We start from the raw sequence: 22061 nt of genomic DNA on the forward strand, positions 1-22061 counted from the left end.
ATGAGTACGACAGGTGCGAACGCCGACCCCCTCGCGGCGCTGGGCTCGCTGCCCGGCGTGGCGGAATCCGTCGAGTCCGTGCGCAGGGCCGTGGACCGGGTCTACGGGCACCGCATCATGCGGCGCCGCAGCAACGAGATCACCGGAGAGGCCGCGCTGCGGGGCTCCCGCGGGTCCGCGGCGCTGTCCGGTGCCGACTGGGCCCTCGAAGAGGTGCGTCGCAGGACCGACTTCAGCGGTGACGACGAGGCCAGGGTGGTCGGCGCGGCCCTCAGGCTGACCGCGGAGGCGGGCGAGCTCCTCTCCATCTGGCGGCAGTCGCCCCTCCGGGTGCTGGCGAGGCTGCATCTGGTGGCCGCCGCCGACAACGGCGACGCGGTCGGACGCCCGCGCAGGGACGGGGAATCCGTCGTGGAGAGTCCGGCGGCGGCCGCCGCCGGACCGCCGCTGATCGAACTCCCGCTGCCGGACGCGGCCGAGGTCGAGGGCCGGCTCGACGGTCTGGCGCGGCTGGTCATCGCGGGCAGCTCGGCGCCCGCCCTGGTGACCGCCGCCGTGGTGCACGGCGAACTCCTCGCGCTGCGCCCCTTCGGCTCCCACAACGGCCTCGTCGCGCGCGCGGCGGAACGGATCGTCCTCATCGGCAGCGGTCTCGACCCCAAGTCGGTCTGCCCCCCGGAGGTCGGTCACGCGGAGCTGGGCCGGGCGGCCTACGCCGCCGCTCTCGACGGTTATGTCTCCGGGACCCCGGAGGGGATGGCGGCCTGGATCGCGCACTGCGGCCGAGCCGCGGAACTCGGCGCCAGGGAGTCGACGGCCGTCTGTGAGGCGCTGCAGCGGGGCGCCGCGTAGGTCCGCTCGCAGGGCGGCGCAGGTCCCGGCACAGGGTTGCGGCGGTACGGAATTCCGTACCGCCGCTGGCACGTCCACCGGGTTACCAAGCGTCCTCGGAGTGTTGCCCATCAGGTCGGGAACTGTTGCCCGTCGCCTGGTGCGGCTGGCCCGTAATCGACGGGTCGACGTCGCGTGGGTGCCCGATGTTCGTGCTCGGTCCGTGGGGCCTCGGTTGCGTTGGAAGGTCTTCCTTTCGGATGTCCTTGGTCTCGCGGGCCGTTAATCCCTTTGTACTCCTGGACGGGGGCAAGCGGAACCCCTCGCCATACTTCTTTACTTTTGCGATCAAGGGGGTCGAAAGCTGAGCGAATCGGTCGTTCCGCTCGCGGGTGCGAGGCGGGCGAGGCAGGCAGGAGTGACGGGGTGACGGAGATCCGGGGGAGGCGCCTCGTCCGGGCGGTCAGCTCACCACCGCGCGGCGCCGGCTGGCGTACCAGACGAGCCCCGCCGTGGCCGCAGCCGCTCCTATCGCCGCCGCCGCGACGATGGCCGGCCGGGGTGGTGCGGACACCCGCTGCTTGAGCCGCACCGGGTGGTTGAAGTCGAGGATGGGCCACGCGCGCGTGACGGCCTCGCGGCGCAGCGCGCGGTCCGGGTTCACCGCGTGGGGGTGGCCGACCGCGGAAAGCATCGGGATGTCGGTCGCCGAGTCGCTGTACGCGTAGCAACGTGAGAGGTCGTACCCCTCGGACGCGGCGAGCTCCTTGATGGCCTCGGCCTTCGTGGGGCCGTACGCGTAGTACTCGACCTCGCCCGTGAAGCAGCCGTCGTCGCCGACGACCATGCGGGTCGCCACCACCCGGTCCGCGCCCAGCAGCTCGCCGATCGGCTCGACGACCTCCGCCCCGGACGTGGAGACGATCACGACGTCGCGCCCGGCGATGTGGTGCTCCTCGATGAGGGACGCGGCCTCGTCGTAGATGATCGGGTCGATCAGGTCGTGCAGGGTCTCGGCGACGATCTCCTTCACCTGCCGGACGTTCCAGCCGCGGCACAGCGCGGACAGGTACTCGCGCATCCGCTCCATCTGGTCGTGGTCGGCACCGCCCGCGAGGAAGACGAACTGGGCATATGCGGTACGCAACACCGCCCGCCGGTTGATCAGGCCGCCTTGGTAGAACGACTTGCTGAAGGTGAGCGTGCTCGACTTAGCAATGACCGTCTTGTCCAGGTCAAAGAAGGCCGCTGTACGAGGCAAGGAGTGGTTTTCCACGGGGTTGAGCATATGCGCCCGCCATTCGGGCTAGTGTGGGGCGTGTGGGTTTGCCTGAGAGAGCTCTCGGGTACACCATGGAAGTCACGGATCGTTCGCGACCGTGCCAACCCGGTTTGGCTCCTCCCCCCCCCCGAGTCAAACCGTGGGGACGACCCCCGCTCTCCCCCCCGGCGGGGGTCGTCGCATGTCCGGATGGGTTTTCCCTTCCGTCCTCAGGAACGCCGGACCTCGTGGTACGAGGTCCGGCGTTCCTCTGTGTCCGCACAGGATTCGTCACTCTGGGTAGTTGCCGCGCTGCTGTGCGGAAGTCGTACAACGGTCACCGGTTTGGGTGAAGGCGATATCCACAGTCATCGAGATGTCCACAGTTATCGACCAAGATCCACATGATTTCCGGGATCGCTGCACCGTGATTCCAGCGCGTACCGCTCGCAACAGTTCATGGCCGGTTCCGTTTGTTCGGAGGCTATGGCCGGTTCGTATCGGCGGTTCATATGGAGAGCCGGTTCGAGGCTCTCGCGCTGGGCGGGATTCGCGGGGCCGCAAGGGCCACGCGGGGAAGCAGCGAAGGGGGCTGGAGAGCGTGGCGGGAGCCATCACACACGACCGGCGGTCGGCTGCCGAAGGGCGGCAGGGCGGACCGTTGATCGTCACGGAGGACGTGAATCTGCTGGACGACCTGCTGCGGCTGTGTGCCGCGGCCGGCGCCAGGCCGGAAGTCCACCACGGGGTGCCGGAGCGCGGTGGCGGCTGGGACACGGCGCCCCTGGTGCTCGTCGGCGACGACGCCGCGCGACGGGTGCGCGGCGCGGCCCGCAGACGCGGTGTCGTGCTGGTTGGGCGGGATCAGGACGATTCCGGGGTCTGGCAGAGGGCTGTGGAGATCGGCGCCGACCACGTGCTGATGTTGCCGGATGGCGAACAATGGTTGGTCGACCGGATCGCCGACGTCGCCGAGGGGGTCGGGCCGCCCGCCCTCACCGTCGGCGTGATCGGCGGCCGTGGAGGCGCCGGTTCGTCCACGCTCGCCTGCGCGCTCGCACTCACCTCGGCGCGTCAGGGCAGGCGCACGCTCCTCGTCGACGCGGATCCCCTGGGCGGCGGACTCGACGTACTCCTCGGCGGAGAAGCCGTCGAAGGGCTGCGCTGGCCGGCCTTCGCCGCCTCGCACGGGCGGGTCGGCGGCGGGGCCCTGGAGGAGTCGCTGCCCTCACTGCACGCCCTGCGGGTCCTCAGCTGGGACCGTGGCGCCTCCGTCACCATCGCGCCCGAAGCCGTCCGGGCGGTCCTGGCCGCGGCCAGGCGGCGTGGTGGCGTGGTGGTCGTGGATCTGCCGCGGCGCGTCGACGAAGGCGTCGCGCAGGTCCTCGCCCAGGTGGACCTGGGGTTGCTCGTGGTCCCCGCCGAGCTGCGCGCCGTCGCGGCGGCCGGGCGGGTGGCGTCCGTGGTCGGCATGGTCCTGCGGGATCTGCGCGTCGCGGTGCGCGGTCCGTACGCACCAGGTCTGGACGACCGGGAGGTCGCCCGGCTGCTCGGGCTGCCCCTGATGGGCGAGGTGCCCCATGAGGCGGGGTTGTCGGCGGCCCAGGACCGCGGTGCTCCGCCCGGGAGTGACGCCCACGGACCGCTCGCACGCTTCTGTTCGGCGTTCTGGGAGCGGGCCGCGGTCGCCGGAGGGGGCGTATGAGCGGGGGTACGGGCCGGCGCGGCCCGGCGCCCGTGTCCGTGCCCGCCTGGGCCGTCCCGCAGGCCGTGCCGGCCGGTGGGGCCGACGAGGCGGCTGAACAGGGTCTGCGTGGGGCCGAGGCTGCGCAAGGCTTCTCGCAGGCCGTGCCGACCGGCCGGGTGGCCGAGCGGGGCCTGCGGCGTACCATGCCCATGCCCATGCCTGTGCAGGCGCGGCTGTCGGGTGGGCGCACTGGCCATGGGGCGCTCGGCGGCGGCCCGCCGGGTGCGAATGTGCCTGCCGATACGGGGCTGTTGGACGGGGTCCGGCAGTGGCTGGCCGAGAGCGGGGGCGAACCGACCCCCGCGCGCGTGGCGCAGGCGCTGCGGGAACAAGGGCGGGTCCTCGGGGACGCGGAAGTCCTCGGTGCGGCCGAGCGGCTGCGGTCCGAGCTGGTCGGGAGCGGGCCGCTGGAGCCGCTGCTCGACGACCCCTCGGTGACCGACGTGCTGGTCTCGGCGCCCGACCGGGTGTGGGTGGACCGCGGCGGTGGCCTGGAGCTGACGACCGTGTCCTTCCCGGACACCGCGGCCGTACGGCGCCTGGCCCAGCGCCTCGCGGCCGTGGCCGGACGGCGGCTGGACGACGCGCACCCCTGGGTGGACGCCAGGCTTCCCGACGGCACCCGACTGCACGCGGTGCTGCCACCGGTCGCCGTCGGCTCCACCTGCCTGTCACTGCGGGTCGTCCGGCCCAGGGCGTTCACGCTCGACGAGCTGGTGGCCGCCGGGACGGTGCCACCGGGCGGGGACCGGCTGCTGCGGGCCCTGCTCGACGCGAGGCTCTCGTTCCTCATCAGCGGCGGTACGGGCAGCGGCAAGACGACACTGCTGAGCGCGCTGCTCGGCCTCGTCGGACCGGGCGAGCGGATCGTGCTCGCCGAGGACTCGGCGGAGTTGCGCCCCGACCATCCCCACGTCGTGCGGCTGGAGTCCAGACCCCCGAACCAGGAGGGCGCCGGACTCGTCACGCTCCAGGACCTGGTCCGCCAGGCGCTGCGCATGCGGCCCGACCGACTCGTCGTCGGCGAGGTCCGCGGACCCGAAGTCGTCGCTCTGCTGGCCGCTTTGAACACGGGACACGAGGGCGGCTGCGGGACCGTGCACGCGAACGCCGCGTCGGGAGTGCCGGCCCGGCTGGAGGCCCTCGGCACGGCCGCGGGACTTGACCGGGCGGCGCTGCACAGCCAGGTGGCGGCCGCACTGTCGGTCGTGCTCCATCTCGTTCGGGACCGGGCCGGGCGGCGGCGGATCGCCGAGGTGCATGTGCTGGAGCGGGGCCCGGCGGGGCTGGTCGTGACGGTCCCCGCGCTGCGGTGGGGCGCGGACGCCTTCGCGTACGGGCCCGGGTGGCAGCGGCTGCGAGAGCTGCTCGGTGCCTCGGGTGACGTGAGTGACATGGGTGACGTACGTGGTGCGCGTGATCTGGGTGAGTGGAGGGAGACGTGGTGACGGGGATCGCCGAGGTGTCGGTGGGGGCGGCGATGACGTGCGCCGGGGCGGCTGCCTGGCTGATGGGCGGGCCGGGATCGGGAGCGCGGCGGCGGGTGCGGCTGGTGTGTGCGGGCGGCGGCCCGGCAGGAATCGGGCCGCCGCCGTGGCAGCGGGCGGTACGGACGGGGGAGCGGCTACGGCGGTTGCATGGGACGCGAGGCGAATGGTGGGCACTGATCGCCGGTGCGGTGGTCGGTCTGCTGGGAGCGTCCGTGGTGCCGGTGGTTCTGGGGGCACTGGGTGTCCCGCTGGTGCGGCGCGCCCGCCGTGCCGGTGCGGCACGCCGGGCCGGCGAGGAGCGGGCCACCGCGGTGATCGCGCTGTGTGGGGCGCTCGCGGGGGAGGTCCGGGCCGGGCGGCAGCCGGGCGAGGCGCTGCTGGGCGCCGCCCGGGACTCGGGAGGACTCGGGGCGGCACAGGCGGTGGTCCTGGCGGCGGCCCGGTTCGGTGGGGATGTGCCGGGCGCGCTCACCGAAGCGGCACGCCGTCCCGGGGCCGAGGGATTGCTGGGGCTCGCCGCGTGCTGGCGTGTCGCCGTGGACCGCGGTGCCGGGCTCGCGGCGGGGCTCGACCGGCTGGAGGGGGCGTTGCGGGCCGAGCGGGACCAACGTGCGGATCTGCGCGCCCAGTTGGCGGGCGCGAGGTCGACGGCCGTGATGCTCGCGGGGTTGCCGGTGCTCGGACTGCTCCTGGGCACCGCGCTGGGCGCCGACCCGCTGCATGTCGTACTGCACACCGGGGCGGGCCTCGGCTGTCTGCTGGTCGGCGGGGTTCTGGAGGGCGTCGGCCTGTGGTGGGCGCTGCGGATCGTACGGGGAGCGGAGGCGGGATGAGCACGGAGGTTGTCCACAGGTTGGGGGCGGCGGTGTGCGTGACGACGGTGGTCTGGGCGCTGGTCCGGGCCGTGGGCGCGGCGCGGCGGGAACGAAGGGTGCGCAGGCGGTTGGAGGCGCTGCTGGTGCTGCTGACCGAGCAGCGGGGACCGGTCGTCGAGCAGGTTTCGTCCGGGTGGCGTCCCCGGACGCGCGTCGCCGTGCGGCGATGGCTGCCTGCCGTCGGTGCCCTGAGCGCCTGCTGGGTGTTCGTCGGCGGGGCGACCGGTGTCGTGGTGGGACTCGTGGCGGCGTTCGGGTTGTGGCGGTGGCAGCGCAGGCCGGTGCCGGTGGAGGAGTTCGACTCGGCGCGGGCCGCGCGTCAACTGCCCCTTGCCGCCGACCTGCTGGCCGCCTGCATCGCGGCGGGTGCCGGCCCGGTCCTGGCCGCCCGGGCGGTGGGGGAGGCCCTGGACGGGCCCGTGGGGCAGCGGCTGGCGCGCGGGGCCGCCGAGGTGCGGCTCGGCGGTGAACCGGCGGAGGCGTGGCGAGGACTGGCCGCGCTGCCCGGGGCGGCGGCGCTGGCCCGGCTGCTGGAGCGGGCCGGCGAGTCGGGCGTACCCGCGGCGGTACCGGTCGCCCGCCTGGCCTCCGAGGCCCGCGCGGAACGGCAGCGTGCCGCCACGGCCCGTGCGCGACGGGCGGGCGTTCTGATCACCGCGCCCGTCGGACTGTGCTTCCTGCCCGCGTTCATCGCCATCGGCGTACTGCCGGTGGTGCTCGGGCTCGCGGGCGGGGTGCTGGGAGGGGGCGACGGATGACGGGCTGACCGGATGTGACGGGCTGGACGACGAGTGAGCGAAGTCAACGGAACAGAGCTGTACGGGGGTTCACATGGGCAGGGCAGTGTGGGTACGAGCGCGGGTGCGGGCGTCGGTCCTGGCGGGCAGCGCCGGGGTCGGCCGGATCAGGGCCGGTTGGGCCCGGGTGGCGCGCAGGGACGGCGGAATGGTCACCTCCGAGTACGCGATGGGGCTGATCGCGGCGGTGGGGTTCGCCGCGCTGCTCTACGAGGTGCTGACCAGCGGGCAGGTGCGCGGGGCGCTGCAGGACATCGTGGGGCGGGCGCTCAGTGGGGAGTTCTGAGGCAGGGGTGACGGGGCCGGTGGCCGCGGCGGCCACCGGCCTCGGCCACCGGCGGGGCGGGGTTCCGGCTCCGCCCTCGGTGGCCGGGGACCGTGGCTTCGTGACGGCCGAGGCGGCTGTCGTGCTGCCGGTGCTGGTCGCGTTCACGATGGCGCTGGTCTGGGCCTTGCTGGCGGCGGCCGCGTTGATCCAGTGCGTGGACGCGGCCCGGGCTGGCGCTCGCGCGGCGGCCCGCCAGGAACCGCCGGGCACGGTGCTGGAGACCGCCCGGCAGGCGGCGCCGAGCGGCGCCCGTGTCTCCGTGCGGCGCGAGGGCGACCTGGTGCACGTGCGGGTCGAGGCCGACACACCGGGACCGGACGCGTTGGCACTCGACCTCGCGCAGGAGGCCGCCGCGCTGGCGGAGGAGACGGTGGGGGCGGCCGGGTGAGAGCGACGGGGACAGTGAGGAGGGTGGCCGGGGCGGTGAGGGGCGGTATTCGGGCGCGCAGGCGGCTCTGTGCGCCCGAGGCGGCTCCGGACCGGGGGTCGGCGACCATCTGGACCGTCGGCGCGCTGGCGGTGCTGTGTGTGGTCTTCGGCGCCGTGCTGGTGATGGGGCAGGCGGTGGTGGTCCGTCACCGCGCGGGCGGCGCGGCCGACTTGGCGGCTCTCGCGGCGGCCGACCACTGGATGGACGGGGGGACGGAGGCGTGCGGCCGGGCGGATCAGGTGGCACGGGCCCAGGGCACCAGAGTCGTGCGGTGTGCCGTCAGCGGTGATGTCTCGGACGTCACGGTCGCGGCGGGCCGGGGGCCGCTGACGGCCGAGGTGCGGTCACGGGCGGGACCGGCCGGGCCTGTGGCACCCGGGTTGGACCTCGGGCCCCGCCCGCCGCCGACCCCTGACCGGTCCTAACCCTCGACGGGCTCGACGGGCCCGACGGACTCGTTGGGCTCGACGGGTCCGACGGGCTTGACGGGTCTGTCTGGTCCGACGGGTTCGCTCGATGCGTCTGGTCTCTTCGGTACATCTGGCGCATTCTGCGTATCCAGCGCATCCGGTACGTCCGGGAGTTCCGGTGCTCCTTGCAAGAGGACCGTCAGCAGTCGGACCGCTCCCCGCTTGTGCAGCGGCTCGTTGCCGTTGCCGCACTTGGGGGACTGGATGCAGGACGGGCAGCCGGCGTCGCACTCGCAGGAGGCGATGGCCTGGCGGGTGGCGGTGAGCCACTCGCGGGCGGTGTGGAAGGCGCGCTCGGCGAAGCCCGCGCCGCCGGGGTGGCCGTCGTACACGAAGACGGTGGGCAGGAGGGTGTCCGGGTGCAGGGGGACGGAGACGCCGCCGATGTCCCAGCGGTCACAGGTGGCGAAGAGCGGCAGCATGCCGATCGAGGCGTGTTCGGCGGCGTGCAGGGCCCCGCCGAGGATCTCGGGATTCACCCGGGCGGCGTCGAGCTGGTCCTCGGTGACCGTCCACCACACGGCGCGGGTGCGGAGCGTGCGGGGAGGCAGGTCGAGCTTGGTCTCACCGAGCACCTCGCCGGTGATGAGACGACGACGCAGGAAGGAGACGACCTGATTGGTGACTTCGACGGAGCCGTAGCAGAGCCGGCCGTCGCCCCAGGGGATCTCGACGTCCGTCTCCAGGACGGAGATGGCCGTGGTGTCGCGGGCGACCGTCGAGTACGGCGGGTTGGCCTCCTCGACCAGGGCGACCGAGTCGTCCAGGTGGAGATCCTTGACCAGGTACGTGCGGCCCTGGTGGAGGTGGACGGCGCCTTCGTGGACGGTGGTGTGCGCGGCCCCGGCGTCGACCGTGCCCAGCAGCCGTCCGGAGCCGGCCTCCACGATCTGCACCGGATTTCCGCCGCCGCCGCGGATGTCGGTCAGGTCGGCGGCGCGCTCGCGGCGCGTCCAGTGCCACGCCTTCGTACGGCGGCGCAGCAGTTTCGCGGCCTCCAGCTGCGGCATCAACTCGGCCGTGGCCGGACCGAAGAGGGCGAAGTCGTCCTCGGTGAGGGGAAGCTCGGACGCGGCGGCGCACAGGTGGGGCGCCAGGACGTACGGGTTGTCCGGATCGAGGACGGTGGACTCCACCGGCTGGTCGAACAGGGCTTCCGGGTGGTGGACGAGGAAGGTGTCCAGCGGATCGTCGCGGGCGACCAGCACCGCGAGCGCGCCCTGCCCGGCGCGGCCCGCGCGGCCGGCCTGCTGCCACAGGGAAGCGCGGGTGCCCGGGTAGCCGGCGATGACGACGGCGTCCAGGCCGGAGACGTCGATGCCGAGTTCCAGGGCGGTGGTGGCGGCGAGGCCGAGGAGTTCCCCGGAGTGGAGGGCGCCTTCGAGGGCGCGGCGTTCCTCGGGGAGGTAGCCGCCGCGGTAGGCGGCCACGCGCCGGGCGAGGGAGCGGTCGACCTCGGAGAGCCGTTCCTGGGCGATCACCGAGATCAGCTCGGCCCCGCGGCGGGACCGTACGAAAGCGACCGAGCGGACACCCTGCACGGTCAGGTCGGTGAGGAGGTCGGCGGTCTCGGCGGTGGCGGTACGGCGGACGGGGGCGCCCTTCTCGCCGTGCAGGTCGGTGAGGGGCGGTTCCCAGAGGGCGAACACCAGTTCTCCGCGCGGGGAGGCGTCGTCGGCGACCTCCACCACGGGCACACCGGTGAGGCGGGAGGCGGCGATCGACGGCTCGGCGGCGGTCGCGGAGGCCATGAGGAAGACGGGGGAGGAGCCGTAGCGGGCGCACAGGCGGCGCAGCCGGCGGAGCACCTGGGCGACGTGTGACCCGAAGACGCCCCGGTAGGTGTGGGACTCGTCGATGACGACATAGCGCAGGGCGCGCAGGAAGGAGGCCCACCGGGGGTGGGAGGGAAGTATCCCGCGGTGCAGCATGTCGGGGTTGGTGAGGACGTAGTTGGCGTACTGGCGTACCCACTCGCGTTCCTCGACGGGGGTGTCCCCGTCGTAGACCGCGGAGCGCACGGCGTGGCCCAGTGGTTGTGAAAGTTTCTTCACGGATCGGCGCTGATCTGCGGCGAGCGCCTTGGTCGGGGCGAGGTACAGGGCGGTCGCGCCGCGTCCGTTCGGCGCCTCGGAACCGTCGAGAAGGGTCGACAGGACCGGGACGAGGTACGCCAGGGACTTCCCCGAGGCCGTGCCCGTCGAGACGATCACCGATTCGCCGTCCAGGGCGTGCTCGGCGGCGAGTGCCTGGTGGGCCCAGGGGTGTTCGATGCCGGCGGACTGGACCGCCGCGATGACCTCCGGGCGGATCCGGTCGGGCCACACGGCATGGCGACCCGCACGTGGGGGCAAGTGCTCCGTATGAGTGATGCGCGAAGCCCGGCTCGGCCCGGAGGTGAGCCGGTCCAGGATCTCGCCCGGCGAGGGGCGGGAAGCGGTGTCCGTCGAGGTTCGAACGGGTCGGAGATTATTGGCCATCGGCATCGAGTGTGTCACTGGCGTGACGGACAATGGACCCAAGGCGTCGTGCACGCCTGCCGGTAAGTGATTGAATGCCATCGCGGCTGGCGAACCGTCCCGGGGGCTCCGCCGAGGTGTCCCTTGGGATGACCGCTCGATAGCAAGGTGCTGGAGGATCCGTGGACCTGTCCCTGTCGACCCGTACCGTCGGCGATCGTACGGTCGTCGAGGTCGGTGGCGAAATCGATGTATATACCGCGCCCAAGTTGCGCGAACAGCTGGTCGAGCTGGTGAACGACGGCAGTTTCCACCTGGTCGTCGACATGGAGGGCGTGGACTTCCTCGACTCCACCGGTCTCGGCGTGCTGGTGGGTGGCCTGAAGAGGGTGCGTGCCCACGAGGGCTCGCTCCGGCTGGTCTGCAACCAGGAGCGCATTCTGAAGATCTTCCGCATCACCGGCCTCACCAAGGTGTTCCCGATCCACACCTCGGTCGAGGAAGCGGTGGCGGCCACCGACTGATCGGCTGTCGTCCGGCCCGTCCCTGACTGGCCGGTCAGTCGCCGACAGCCGGATCCCGGGCCTCGCCCGGGCGGCAGAAGTCAATGGAGGGGGGTCAGGTCTCGGCGACCCGACCCCCCGACCGCACGCCCGTAGTTCCGAGGGGGATGCATGGCCACCGTTGAACTCCGCTTCAGCGCGCTGCCCGAGCACGTCAGGACCGCCCGACTGGTGGCGGCAGCGGTGGCGCGCAGGGCCGGAGTGGACGAGGCCGTCCTCGACGAGGTCAGGCTCGCAGTCGGCGAAGCCTGCACCCGGGCCGTCGGCCTGCACCAGAGCGCCGGAATCTCGGCGCCCGTGCGGGTCTCGCTGATCGAGGAGGAGAAGCTGTTCTCCATCGAGGTCGGTGACGAGGCGCCGCACACGGTTCCCGGTGACAATCCGGGCGCCCACGGCGGAGCCGACGGTGTGGACGCCGAGACCGAGGAGGACGAGATGGGCCTCGCGGTCATCAGCGGCCTCGTCGACGACGTGGAAGTGACCGCCGGTGAGAACGGCGGACTGATCAGGATGAGCTGGCCGACCACGCCGCCGGCCGCGCTCGTCCCCTGATCCACCCCCTGGTACTGCCTGAACCTGTGCGAAAGGGCCCTGCTCACCAGGGCCCTTTGGCACGTCTCCCCTGACCGCCCTCGCGCTTCGCGCGGCCCGCCCGTGGCCCCATCGCCCGGGCGCCCTCCCGACCACCACTGCCTGCGACCGGGCCGTCACGCGCTCCCCGCGACCGGGCCGCGACATGCTGCCCGCGCCAGTCCGCCAAGCGCTTCCCGCCCCGGTCCGCCACGCACTCCTCGCGACCGGGCCGCCAAGCGCTTCCCACGCCAGGCCGCCAAGCGCTTCCCGCGCCGGGCTGGGACGTGTTTTCCGTGCCGGGGCCGTCACGTGCTCTCCGCACTGGGCTGCCACACGCTGGCCACGCCGGTCCGTCACGCACTCCCCGCGCCGGGTCGTCACGTGCCCTTCGCGCCGGGCCGCCACATGCTGCCCGCGCCAGGCCGTCACGTGCTCTCCGCGCCGGGCCGCCGCCCCCCCCGGGCGCCAAGCCGCCACGCCCCCCTTCCTGCGGGAGCCCTCCGCCTGGTCCCGCCGCGCACCACCGCCGGGCCTGTACCTCACGGCGGAGCCACCGCCCGGCGTCCCGCCGCCCCCCGGCCGGCCTCCCTGCCGTGTGACCGCCCTCCGCTGGGCCGACCTCCCTTGCTGTATGACCGCCCTCCCCCGGGGTCGGCCTCGCTGCCGCGTCATCGCCCTCCCCGCGCCGCTCGGGCACAGCCTGCCCTCCCGCCTCGCCTTGCCCTCTGTCGAGCCCTGCGCCATGCCGCTGACGAGCCCAGCGCCAGGCCGCTCCCGAGCCCGCCCCGAGGGGCTCCGCAAGCGCCCCGACGGTCGCCGCTTGCCCGTGGGCCGGGGGCGGGCCGGGTCACCCACCGGACCGCCCCAGGAGCCGCCCAGCGGCTCCGAACCCGCTTCGGATCAAGCCACGCCTATTTCGTGAAGGAAATCACGATCAGGATGGCGATCAGCAATACGATCAGCTTTACGCCGGGCCGCACGGCAATGGACCAGGCGTCAATGCTTTTGAGGCATTACCGCTTTCGGGTTGCGTGCTGATGCGCGGATCATTTGCTGAAGGGCATGTGAAGGCCAATTCCACTTACCGCACACTGTTTTGATCAGGTTCCGGTACCTACAATCCGTCCACATCTTGAGCTCGGTCCAAGCGTCAAGGAGGACGAATGGCGGGGCTTTCTACCCCTCATCAGTTTGACCAGCCCACTACCCTCGCAGCCGCGGTACTGACGGACGACAATCGCCTCATCGTAGTGATCATCGCGGTTGTCGCCCTTGCGGCGCTTGCCGTCGCCGGTGTCCTGGTCCGCCAGGTACTCGCGGCCGGCGAGGGCACCGACAGCATGAAGAAGATCGCGGTCGCGATCCAGGAGGGCGCGAATGCCTACCTGGGGCGGCAGATGCGTACCCTCGGGGTATTCGCCGTCGTGGTGTTCTTCCTGCTCATGCTGTTGCCCGCGGACGACTGGAATCAGCGTGCCGGCCGATCGGTCTTCTTCTTGATCGGCGCGGCGTTCTCGGCGACCACCGGATACATCGGCATGTGGCTCGCCGTACGCAGCAATGTCCGTGTGGCCGCCGCGGCACGGGAAGCGACCCCGGCGGAAGGTGAGCCCGAAAAGGATCTCACCGCCGTCTCGCACAAAGCCATGAAGATCGCTTTCCGCACGGGCGGCGTCGTCGGCATGTTCACGGTGGGGCTCGGTCTGCTGGGCGCCTCCTGTGTGGTGCTGGTGTACGCGGCCGACGCGCCGAAGGTCCTGGAGGGCTTCGGTCTCGGCGCCGCACTGATCGCCATGTTCATGCGTGTCGGCGGCGGCATCTTCACCAAGGCGGCCGACGTCGGCGCCGACCTGGTCGGCAAGGTCGAGAAGGGCATCCCGGAGGACGACCCGCGCAACGCCGCGACCATCGCCGACAACGTCGGCGACAACGTCGGCGACTGCGCCGGCATGGCCGCCGACCTGTTCGAGTCGTACGCCGTCACGCTCGTCGCCGCGCTGATCCTCGGCAAGGCGGCGTTCGGCGACGCCGGGCTCGCCTTCCCGCTGATCGTGCCCGCGATCGGTGTGATCACCGCGATGATCGGCATCTTCGCGGTCGCTCCGCGCCGTGCGGACCGCAGCGGGATGAGCGCCATCAACCGCGGCTTCTTCATCTCCGCGGTGATCTCGCTGGCGCTGGTCGCCGTGGCCGTCTACGCCTACCTGCCGTCCACGTACGCGGGTCTGGACGGCGTCACGGACGAGGCCATCCTCGCCAAGTCCGGCGACCCGCGGATCCTCGCGCTCCTCGCCGTCGCCATCGGCATCGTGCTGGCCGCGCTGATCCAGCAGCTGACCGGCTACTTCACCGAGACCACCCGCCGCCCCGTCCGCGACATCGGCAAGACCTCGCTCACCGGCCCGGCCACCGTCGTCCTCGCCGGTATCTCGATCGGTCTGGAATCGGCCGTCTACACCGCCCTGCTGATCGGCCTCGGCGTCTACGGGGCCTTCCTGCTCGGCGGTACGTCGATCATGCTGGCCCTGTTCGCGGTGGCCCTCGCCGGAACCGGTCTGCTCACCACGGTCGGCGTCATCGTCGCCATGGACACCTTCGGACCGGTCTCCGACAACGCACAGGGCATCGCCGAGATGTCCGGTGACGTCGAGGGCGCCGGCGCGCAGGTGCTCACCGACCTGGACGCCGTGGGCAACACCACGAAGGCCATCACCAAGGGCATCGCCATCGCCACCGCGGTACTGGCGGCGGCGGCGCTCTTCGGCTCGTACCGCGACGCCATCCTCACGGCCGCGAACGACGTGGGGGAGAAGGTCTCGGGCCCGGACGCCCCGATGAACCTGATGATGGACATCTCGCAGCCCAACAACCTGGTCGGGCTCATCGCCGGCGCCGCGGTCGTCTTCCTCTTCTCGGGGCTGGCGATCAACGCGGTGTCGCGGTCCGCCGGGGCCGTGGTCTACGAGGTGCGGCGGCAGTTCCGCGAGCGCCCCGGGATCATGGACTACACCGAGAAGCCGGAGTACGGGCGCGTCGTCGACATCTGCACCAAGGACGCGCTTCGCGAGCTGACCACGCCGGGTCTGCTCGCCGTACTGACGCCGATCGCGATCGGGTTCACGCTCGGGGTCGGCGCGCTCGGCGCCTTCCTCGCGGGCGCCATCGGCACCGGCACGCTGATGGCGGTCTTCCTCGCCAACTCCGGAGGAGCGTGGGACAACGCCAAGAAACTCGTCGAGGACGGTCACCACGGCGGCAAGGGCAGTGAGGCCCACGCCGCGACGGTGATCGGCGACACGATCGGCGACCCCTTCAAGGACACCGCGGGACCCGCGATCAACCCCCTCCTGAAGGTGATGAACCTGGTGGCGCTGCTCATCGCGCCCGCAGTGGTCAAATTCAGCTACGGCGAGGACAAGAGCGTGGGCATGCGCATCCTCATCGCGACGGTCTCGCTCGCCGTCATCGTGGGCGCGGTGTACGTGTCCAAGCGGCGCGGTATCGCCGTCGGTGACGAGGGCAACTCCGAACGGGTGGCCAAGCCGACGAACCCGGCGGTGGTTTCCTAACCCCCGGGCACTCGCCCGACCAGGTCCTGTGCAACGGGCGGGCGGACGGCGCGTACTGACGCGCCGTCCGCCCGCTCTCCTGTGTGTACGCCCTGTTCGTGAGCCTTATCTCGCTTGGTGCAAAAGGTTACAAATCCTTCTAAACGTATGTTCGTCACGGTGGTGTCGCCCGGTTGGCGTGTATGTTCCGGGGCCGAGAGCCATGGAAGGGACCAATCCGGTGAACAAGAAGCTCGCGGCCGCACTGTCCGGCGGTGCGGTACTGGTACTGGCGCTGTCTGGATGCAGCAGTGACGACAGCGGCGACAAGCTGAACTCCTGGGCCAAGCAGGTCTGTGACGCGGTGCAGCCCCAGGCGAAGAAGATCGCCGCCGCCAACACCGCCATCCAGAAGCAGACCTCGGACAACAGCACTCCGGCGGAGGTCCAGAAGACCGACTCCCAGGCGTTCCAGGACATGTCCGACGCCTACAAGGCGATCGGCAGCGCCGTGAACAAGGCCGGGGCGCCGGACGTGGAGGACGGCGAGAAGAAGAAGACGGACGCCGTCAAGGAGCTCAACACCATCTCCGCGTCGTACGGCGACCTCAAGAAGCAGGTCGACGACCTCGACACCAAGGACCAGGGGAAGTTCGCCGACGGTCTGAAGGGGATCGCCACCCAGCTGGACAAGTTGAGCCAGAGCGGCAACGACGCCCTCGCGAAGCTGGAGGAGGGTGACGTGGGCAAGGCGATGGCCAAGCAGGAGAGTTGCAAGAGCGCGTCCGCCTCGGCTTCGCCGACGAAGAGCTGACCTCCGGCGCCGTTTTCCCGGCGCCGGAACGCCTGTCTGCGCCCGCACGCCCCTGCGGCACCGGACCGCTGCCTGCGCCCGCACGCCCCCGCGCCGCCGCACGCCCGCCCGCGGGGCTCGCAGGCTTTGACGACGCACCCCGCCCGCCCGGCGTCCGCACGCTTTCACGGCGCCGCGCGTCCGCCCGGGGCCCACACGCCCGCCCGGCCGTCCCTCAGGCCCGGCGGGCGGGATCGTGCCTGCCAGGAGTTGCCGGCCAGATGCTGCCCGCCACGTCATCGGCGGCCTCGGCGCCATCGGTGGCAACGGTGAACGGCCACAACTGCCGTGGCGGCGGCGACCGTGTCAGACATGACCGCGGCGGCAACCGCGGCGGCGGCACGCTCGCCCGGCGCCCGTCGCGCGTCACAATGGGCGGGTGAGTAACCCCAGCCTGGCACCGCTGCCCTCGTCCGACCGCACCGACGTCACCGCACGGCTGCGGGACGCCCTCCTGAGCGCCTCCTTCAGCGCCGACGGGCTGCTCGACCTGCTGGGCGCCCCCGCGTACGCGGCGCTGGCCCGCAGCGAGACCGTGCCCGCGCTCCGGGCCACCCGGGGCGACACACCGCTGGAGGCGCTCGTACGCCTGTTCCTGCTGCAGCAGCCCGTGCCGCACGCGCGCGTGGCGGACGTCCTGCCGGTGGAGGACTGCCTGGAGGGCGGCTGGCTGACCCGCGTCGGCGGGGACGAGGTCGCTGCGGTGGTGGACGTACGGCCGTACGGGGGACCGGGCGGCGAGGACTGGTTCATCGTCTCGGACCTGGGCTGCGCGGTCGGCGGGGCCGGCGGTATCGGCAGCCGTGACGAAGGCGTCGTACTCGGCGTGGGCGGCGCGTCCACGACGCTCGCGGGCATCACCGTGCGCGCCCCCTTCGCCTCCGCGCTCGATCTCGGCACCGGCTCCGGAATCCAGGCGCTGCACGCCGCGCAGCACGCCACGCGCGTGAGCGCGACCGACCTCAACCCCCGGGCGCTGCACATCACGGCGCTCACGCTCGCCCTGTCCGGGGCTCCGGCGGCCGACCTGCGCGAGGGCTCCCTGTTCGAACCGGTGGCCGACGACACGTTCGACCTGATCGTCTCGAACCCGCCTTTCGTGATCTCCCCCGGCGCCCGGCTCACCTACCGCGACGGCGGGATGACCGGGGACGACCTGTGCCGCACGCTCGTGTCCCAGGCGGGCGACCGGCTGAACGAGGGGGGATACGCGCAGTTCCTGGCCAACTGGCAGCACGTGGAGGGCGAGGACTGGCAGGACCGGCTGCGCTCCTGGGTGCCGCGCGGCTGTGACGCGTGGATCGTGCAGCGCGAGGTCCAGGACGTCACCCAGTACGCCGAACTGTGGCTGCGTGACGCGGGCGACCACCACGGCGACCCCATGGAGTACCAGGCGCGGTACGACGCCTGGCTGGACGAGTTCGAGGCGCGCAAGGTGAAGGCCGTCGGCTTCGGCTGGATCACCCTGCGCAGGTCGGACGCCGAACTGCCCTCGGTCGTCCTGGAGGAGTGGCCGCACTCCGTCGAGCAGCCGCTCGGCGACACCGTGCGCGCACACTTCGAACGGGTGGACTATCTCCGGGCGCACGACGACGCGGCCCTGCTCGCCGGGCATTTCAGGCTCGCCGCCGAGATCGTGCAGGAGCAGGTCGGGCTGCCCGGCGCCGAGGACCCGGAGCACGTCGTGCTGCGCCAGCACCGCGGGATGCGCCGGGCCACGAAGGTGGACACGGTCGGCGCGGGCTTCGCGGGCGTCTGTGACGGCACGCTGAGCGCGGGACGCATCCTGGACGCCATCGCCCAGCTGGTCGGAGAGGATCCGGTGCTGCTGCGCGACCGGACGCCCGCCCAGATCCGGCTGCTGATCGAACAGGGGTTCATCGACCCCGTCCGGTGACGAGAACCCGCCGTCGGTGGCCGGGCCCGAGCGCCCCGTCCGATGCGTATCCGGACGACGACCGGAGCGACGTCTCCACCGGGGCGGTGTGATCAGCAGGCCGGGGCGACGGCACGCGGACGAGCGGAAAGACGCCGGCCCCCGGCGCGGTGTGACGGACTCCACCCGGGGGCATGATCGGCTTCACGCACGCGTGGTGGCCATCTTCCGCACCGGCTCCCCCGCGCGGTCATCGGCTCCGGGGCGGCCGCGGTGGCGTCGCGGTGTGAGCTATCCCGCATCGGGGCGCACGGAACCGGCCGCCTTCCGTTCACCCGGGGTTGGATTCCCGGTCTCCCGGAGGTGCCAGCGTCCCGACCCTGGGCGGGCGAGGTGAAGGGACCAGTCATGGAGAGCGGACCGGCGATCTTCACAGGGTCGGTGTTCGCCCTGTTCGGAGTCGGACTGCTGCTCTGGACCGCCGTGCGGCTGAGGCAGCGCGCACCCGTCGCCCACGGCGTGCACCCCGTCGCCTCGGCGGCGGTCGCCGGCTTCGCCGGAGTGGTCGCCGTACTGCTCGCCGTGTGGTGCTTCACCCGCGTCTGACCACCGGCCGCCGACGGCCCCGGGACCCCTCCCCGCCGTCCGGGAGCACCCCGTCCGCTGTCCGGGGAGCGCCCCTTCCGGTGTCCGGGGGGCGCCTCTTCCGGTGTCCGGGAATCGCCGTTGCCCACCGGGCGCGGACAAAGATCCAGACTTGTCGGACTCCGCCCCCACGGTAAATGAGAGGCCGCGCTCCGGATGCCCCGGAAACGGCAGGTGGGTACTCCGGGCGGCAGGAATGGCGGGAGTCGGGTTACCGTTCGAGTGGCCGTTGCGGGCTTTTCCCGTTTGACAGGGGGGCGGGAGGTACCGTCACACTCCGCAGCGTCAGCATGACCCGACCCCCGGGTTCCATGCCTGGGGCGAGATCCCCTGCGTCGACCGGAGAGAAGAGCGAAGTTGTCCCCGACCAGCGAGACCGCACACGGCGGCCGCCGACTCGTCATCGTCGAGTCGCCTGCCAAGGCGAAGACGATCAAGGGCTATCTCGGCCCCGGATACGTCGTCGAAGCGAGTGTCGGGCACATCCGCGACCTCCCCAACGGCGCCGCGGAGGTGCCCGAGAAGTACACCGGCGAGGTGCGCCGGCTCGGCGTGGACGTCGAGAACGACTTCCAGCCGATCTACGTGGTCAACGCCGACAAGAGGTCGCAGGTCAAGAAGCTCAAGGACCTGTTGAAGGACTCCGACGAGCTCTTCCTCGCCACCGATGAGGACCGCGAGGGCGAGGCCATCGCGTGGCACCTCCTGGAGGTCCTCAAGCCCAAGGTCCCCGTCCACCGGATGGTCTTCCACGAGATCACCAAGGACGCGATCCGCAGCGCCGTCGCCAACCCGCGCGAGCTCAACCAGCGCATGGTCGACGCCCAGGAGACCCGCCGCATCCTCGACCGGCTCTACGGCTACGAGGTCTCGCCGGTCCTGTGGAAGAAGGTCATGCCGCGGCTGTCGGCGGGCCGTGTCCAGTCCGTGGCGACCCGCCTCGTCGTCGAGCGGGAGCGCGAGCGCATCGCCTTCCGCTCCGCCGAGTACTGGGACCTGACGGGCACCTTCGGCACCGGCCGCGCCGGCGACCAGAGCGACCCGTCGAACCTCGTCGCCCGGCTGACCACGGTCGACGGCAAGCGCGTCGCCCAGGGCCGCGACTTCGACTCGCTCGGACAGATCAAGAGCGCGAACACGCTCCACCTGGACGAGGCGAACGCCCGCGCGCTGGCCGCCGCCCTCGCGGACACGAACTTCTCCGTGCGGTCCGTCGAGTCGAAGCCGTACCGACGCTCGCCGTACGCGCCGTTCCGTACGACGACCCTCCAGCAGGAGGCCAGCCGCAAGCTCGGCTTCGGCGCGAAGGCCACCATGCAGGTGGCGCAGAAGCTGTACGAGAACGGCTTCATCACCTACATGCGTACGGACTCCACGACCCTCTCGGACACCGCGATCGCCGCGGCCCGGGCGCAGGTCACGCAGCTCTACGGTGCGAGCTACCTGCCGGACAAGCCGCGTACGTATGCCGGGAAGGTCAAGAACGCGCAGGAGGCGCACGAGGCGATCCGCCCCTCGGGGGACCGTTTCCGCACCCCGGCCGAGACGGGTCTGACCGGCGACCAGTTCAAGCTGTACGAGCTGATCTGGAAGCGGACCGTCGCCTCTCAGATGAAGGACGCGGTCGGGAACTCCGTCACCGTGAAGATCGCGGGCACGGCTTCCGACGGCCGGGACGCCGAGTTCAGCGCCTCCGGCAAGACCATCACCTTCCACGGCTTCCTGAAGGCGTACGTCGAGGGCGCGGACGACCCGAACGCCGAGCTGGACGACCGTGAGCGCCGCCTGCCGCAGGTGAACGAGGGCGATCCGCTGTCCGCCGAGGAGATCTCGGTCGACGGCCACGCGACCAAGCCCCCCGCCCGTTACACCGAGGCCAGCCTCGTCAAGGAGCTGGAGGAGCGCGAGATCGGCCGCCCGTCGACGTACGCGTCGATCATCGGCACGATCCTCGACCGGGGTTACGTGTTCAAGAAGGGGACGGCCCTCGTGCCCTCCTTCCTGTCCTTCGCCGTGGTCAACCTCCTGGAGAAGCACTTCGGGCGGCTCGTCGACTACGACTTCACCGCCAAGATGGAGGACGACCTCGACCGCATCGCGCGGGGCGAGGCCCGGTCCGTGCCGTGGCTCAGGCGCTTCTACTTCGGCGAGGGCGACGCGGCGGGCGCCGCCGAGGCCGGCAACGGCGACGGGGACCACCTCGGCGGCCTCAAGGAGCTCGTCACCGACCTCGGCGCCATCGACGCCCGCGAAGTCTCGTCGTTCGCCGTGGACGGCAGCGACATCATGCTGCGCGTCGGCCGCTACGGCCCGTACGTCGAGCGCGGCGAGAAGGACTCCGAGAACCACCAGCGCGCCGACGTGCCCGAGGACCTGGCACCCGACGAGCTGACCGTCGACCTCGCGGAGGAACTGCTCGCCAAGCCGAGCGGCGACTTCGAGCTGGGCGCCGACCCCGAGTCGGGCCACCAGATCATCGCCAGGGACGGCCGCTACGGCCCGTACGTCACCGAGGTGCTCCCCGAGGGCACCCCGAGGACCGGCAAGAACGCAGTGAAGCCGCGTACGGCCTCGCTCTTCAAGACGATGACCCTGGACACGGTGACGCTGCAGGACGCGCTCAAGCTGATGTCGCTGCCGCGCGTCGTCGGCAAGGACGCCGAGGGCGTGGAGATCACCGCGCAGAACGGCCGCTACGGCCCGTACCTGAAGAAGGGCACCGACTCGCGCTCCCTGACGAGCGAGGACCAGCTCTTCACGATCACCCTCGACGAGGCCCTCGCGATCTACGCGCAGCCCAAGCAGCGCGGCCGCGCCGCCGCCAAGCCGCCGCTGAAGGAGCTCGGCGCCGACCCGGTCAGCGGGCAGCCGGTCGTCGTCAAGGACGGCCGCTTCGGTCCGTACGTCACCGACGGCGAGACCAACGCGACCCTGCGGTCCGGCGACAGCGTCGAGGAGATCACTCCGGAGCGGGGCTTCGAACTGCTCGCGGAGAAGCGCGCGAAGGGGCCGGTCAAGAAGACGGCGAAGAAGGCGCCCGCCAAGAAGGCCCCGGCCAAGAAGGCGCCGGCGAAGAAAACGGCGGCAAAGAAGACAGCTGCCACGAAAACGGCGGCAAAGAAGACCACCGCCAAGAAGACGACAGCGAAGAAGGCGGCCGCCGTCAAGGCGACGGCCGAGGACTGAGTCGCGCTCCGTCCGGGGGCCGGTCCGTGGGCGGACCGGATCCTTCGCCTTCGGTCACCTCCGGTTCGCCGGACGAACGCCCTGGCACCACAAGGTGTCCAGGGTGTTCGCATGTTCGGGGGCCTCTTC

Annotated in this window: 17 protein-coding genes; 15 read left to right on the forward strand and 2 right to left on the reverse strand. The window is 71.9% G+C overall.

The window, feature by feature from the left end:
• On the forward strand, window positions 1–852 hold the full coding sequence (locus ACFYXC_RS18125; RefSeq protein WP_389552531.1) for an oxidoreductase: 852 nt from the start codon (window positions 1–3) through the stop codon (window positions 850–852).
• A gap of 442 nt (window positions 853–1294) precedes the next feature.
• On the opposite strand, the gene ACFYXC_RS18130 is transcribed toward ACFYXC_RS18125, so the two are convergent.
• The gene (locus tag ACFYXC_RS18130; RefSeq protein WP_388911877.1) at window positions 1295–2119 is read right to left on the reverse strand and encodes an HAD family hydrolase; all 825 of its coding nucleotides are present in this window, start codon (window positions 2117–2119) and stop codon (window positions 1295–1297) included.
• Window positions 2120–2693: 574 nt separating this feature from the next.
• On the opposite strand from ACFYXC_RS18130, the gene ssd reads away from it, so the two are divergent.
• The 7 genes from ssd (at window position 2694) to ACFYXC_RS18165 (ending at window position 8184) form a co-directional block, all read left to right on the forward strand.
• The gene (gene ssd / locus ACFYXC_RS18135) at window positions 2694–3797 is read left to right on the forward strand and encodes a septum site-determining protein Ssd (RefSeq protein ID WP_389552534.1); all 1104 of its coding nucleotides are present in this window, start codon (window positions 2694–2696) and stop codon (window positions 3795–3797) included.
• Between the two features lie 197 nt (window positions 3798–3994).
• Window positions 3995–5287: a TadA family conjugal transfer-associated ATPase gene (locus ACFYXC_RS18140; RefSeq protein WP_389552846.1), complete on the forward strand. Its 1293-nt coding sequence runs from the start codon at window positions 3995–3997 to the stop codon at window positions 5285–5287.
• Between the two features lie 32 nt (window positions 5288–5319).
• Window positions 5320–6162 (forward strand): type II secretion system F family protein, encoded by an 843-nt coding sequence (locus ACFYXC_RS18145; RefSeq protein ID WP_389552850.1) that lies wholly within the window; start codon window positions 5320–5322, stop codon window positions 6160–6162.
• A complete protein-coding gene (locus tag ACFYXC_RS18150; RefSeq protein WP_389552537.1) occupies window positions 6159–6962 on the forward strand; it encodes a type II secretion system F family protein in 804 nt (267 codons plus the stop codon). The genes ACFYXC_RS18145 and ACFYXC_RS18150 overlap by 4 nt, the downstream gene beginning before the upstream one ends.
• Window positions 6963–7035: 73 nt before the next feature.
• Window positions 7036–7287, forward strand: a complete 252-nt coding sequence (locus ACFYXC_RS18155) for a DUF4244 domain-containing protein (protein WP_388911785.1) — start codon at window positions 7036–7038, stop codon at window positions 7285–7287.
• A gap of 79 nt (window positions 7288–7366) precedes the next feature.
• Window positions 7367–7717, forward strand: a complete 351-nt coding sequence (locus ACFYXC_RS18160; protein ID WP_388912187.1) for a TadE family type IV pilus minor pilin — start codon at window positions 7367–7369, stop codon at window positions 7715–7717.
• Between the two features lie 35 nt (window positions 7718–7752).
• A complete protein-coding gene (locus ACFYXC_RS18165) occupies window positions 7753–8184 on the forward strand; it encodes an Rv3654c family TadE-like protein (protein ID WP_389552542.1) in 432 nt (143 codons plus the stop codon).
• On the opposite strand, the gene ACFYXC_RS18170 is transcribed toward ACFYXC_RS18165, so the two are convergent.
• Complete coding sequence (locus ACFYXC_RS18170; protein WP_389552545.1) at window positions 8181–10790, reverse strand: DEAD/DEAH box helicase; 2610 nt, start codon at window positions 10788–10790, stop codon at window positions 8181–8183. The genes ACFYXC_RS18165 and ACFYXC_RS18170 overlap by 4 nt on opposite strands.
• Before the next feature lie 80 nt (window positions 10791–10870).
• On the opposite strand from ACFYXC_RS18170, the gene bldG reads away from it, so the two are divergent.
• The 7 genes from bldG to topA all read left to right on the forward strand — a co-directional run bounded on the left by bldG (window position 10871) and on the right by topA (window position 21932).
• Window positions 10871–11212 carry an anti-sigma factor antagonist BldG gene (gene bldG / locus ACFYXC_RS18175; protein WP_003975386.1) on the forward strand — a complete coding sequence of 114 codons (342 nt, stop codon included), beginning with the start codon at window positions 10871–10873 and terminating at the stop codon, window positions 11210–11212.
• 150 nt (window positions 11213–11362) lie between these two features.
• Window positions 11363–11803 (forward strand): ATP-binding protein, encoded by a 441-nt coding sequence (locus ACFYXC_RS18180; protein ID WP_389552548.1) that lies wholly within the window; start codon window positions 11363–11365, stop codon window positions 11801–11803.
• A 1184-nt stretch (window positions 11804–12987) separates the two neighbouring features.
• Window positions 12988–15393 carry a sodium-translocating pyrophosphatase gene (locus ACFYXC_RS18185; protein WP_389552551.1) on the forward strand — a complete coding sequence of 802 codons (2406 nt, stop codon included), beginning with the start codon at window positions 12988–12990 and terminating at the stop codon, window positions 15391–15393.
• A gap of 202 nt (window positions 15394–15595) precedes the next feature.
• On the forward strand, window positions 15596–16186 hold the full coding sequence (locus ACFYXC_RS18190; protein ID WP_389552553.1) for a small secreted protein: 591 nt from the start codon (window positions 15596–15598) through the stop codon (window positions 16184–16186).
• 418 nt (window positions 16187–16604) lie between these two features.
• On the forward strand, window positions 16605–18122 hold the full coding sequence (locus ACFYXC_RS18195) for a methyltransferase (RefSeq protein ID WP_389552556.1): 1518 nt from the start codon (window positions 16605–16607) through the stop codon (window positions 18120–18122).
• Window positions 18123–18509: 387 nt separating this feature from the next.
• Window positions 18510–18707 (forward strand): hypothetical protein, encoded by a 198-nt coding sequence (locus tag ACFYXC_RS18200; RefSeq protein WP_389552559.1) that lies wholly within the window; start codon window positions 18510–18512, stop codon window positions 18705–18707.
• A 396-nt stretch (window positions 18708–19103) separates the two neighbouring features.
• Window positions 19104–21932, forward strand: coding sequence for a type I DNA topoisomerase (gene topA / locus ACFYXC_RS18205; protein WP_389552561.1), 2829 nt, complete (start codon window positions 19104–19106; stop codon window positions 21930–21932).
• Window positions 21933–22061: the final 129 nt, after the last annotated feature.

Origin of the sequence: Streptomyces sp. NPDC002701, from assembly GCF_042889045.1 — a bacterium.
Lineage (GTDB): Bacteria > Actinomycetota > Actinomycetes > Streptomycetales > Streptomycetaceae > Streptomyces.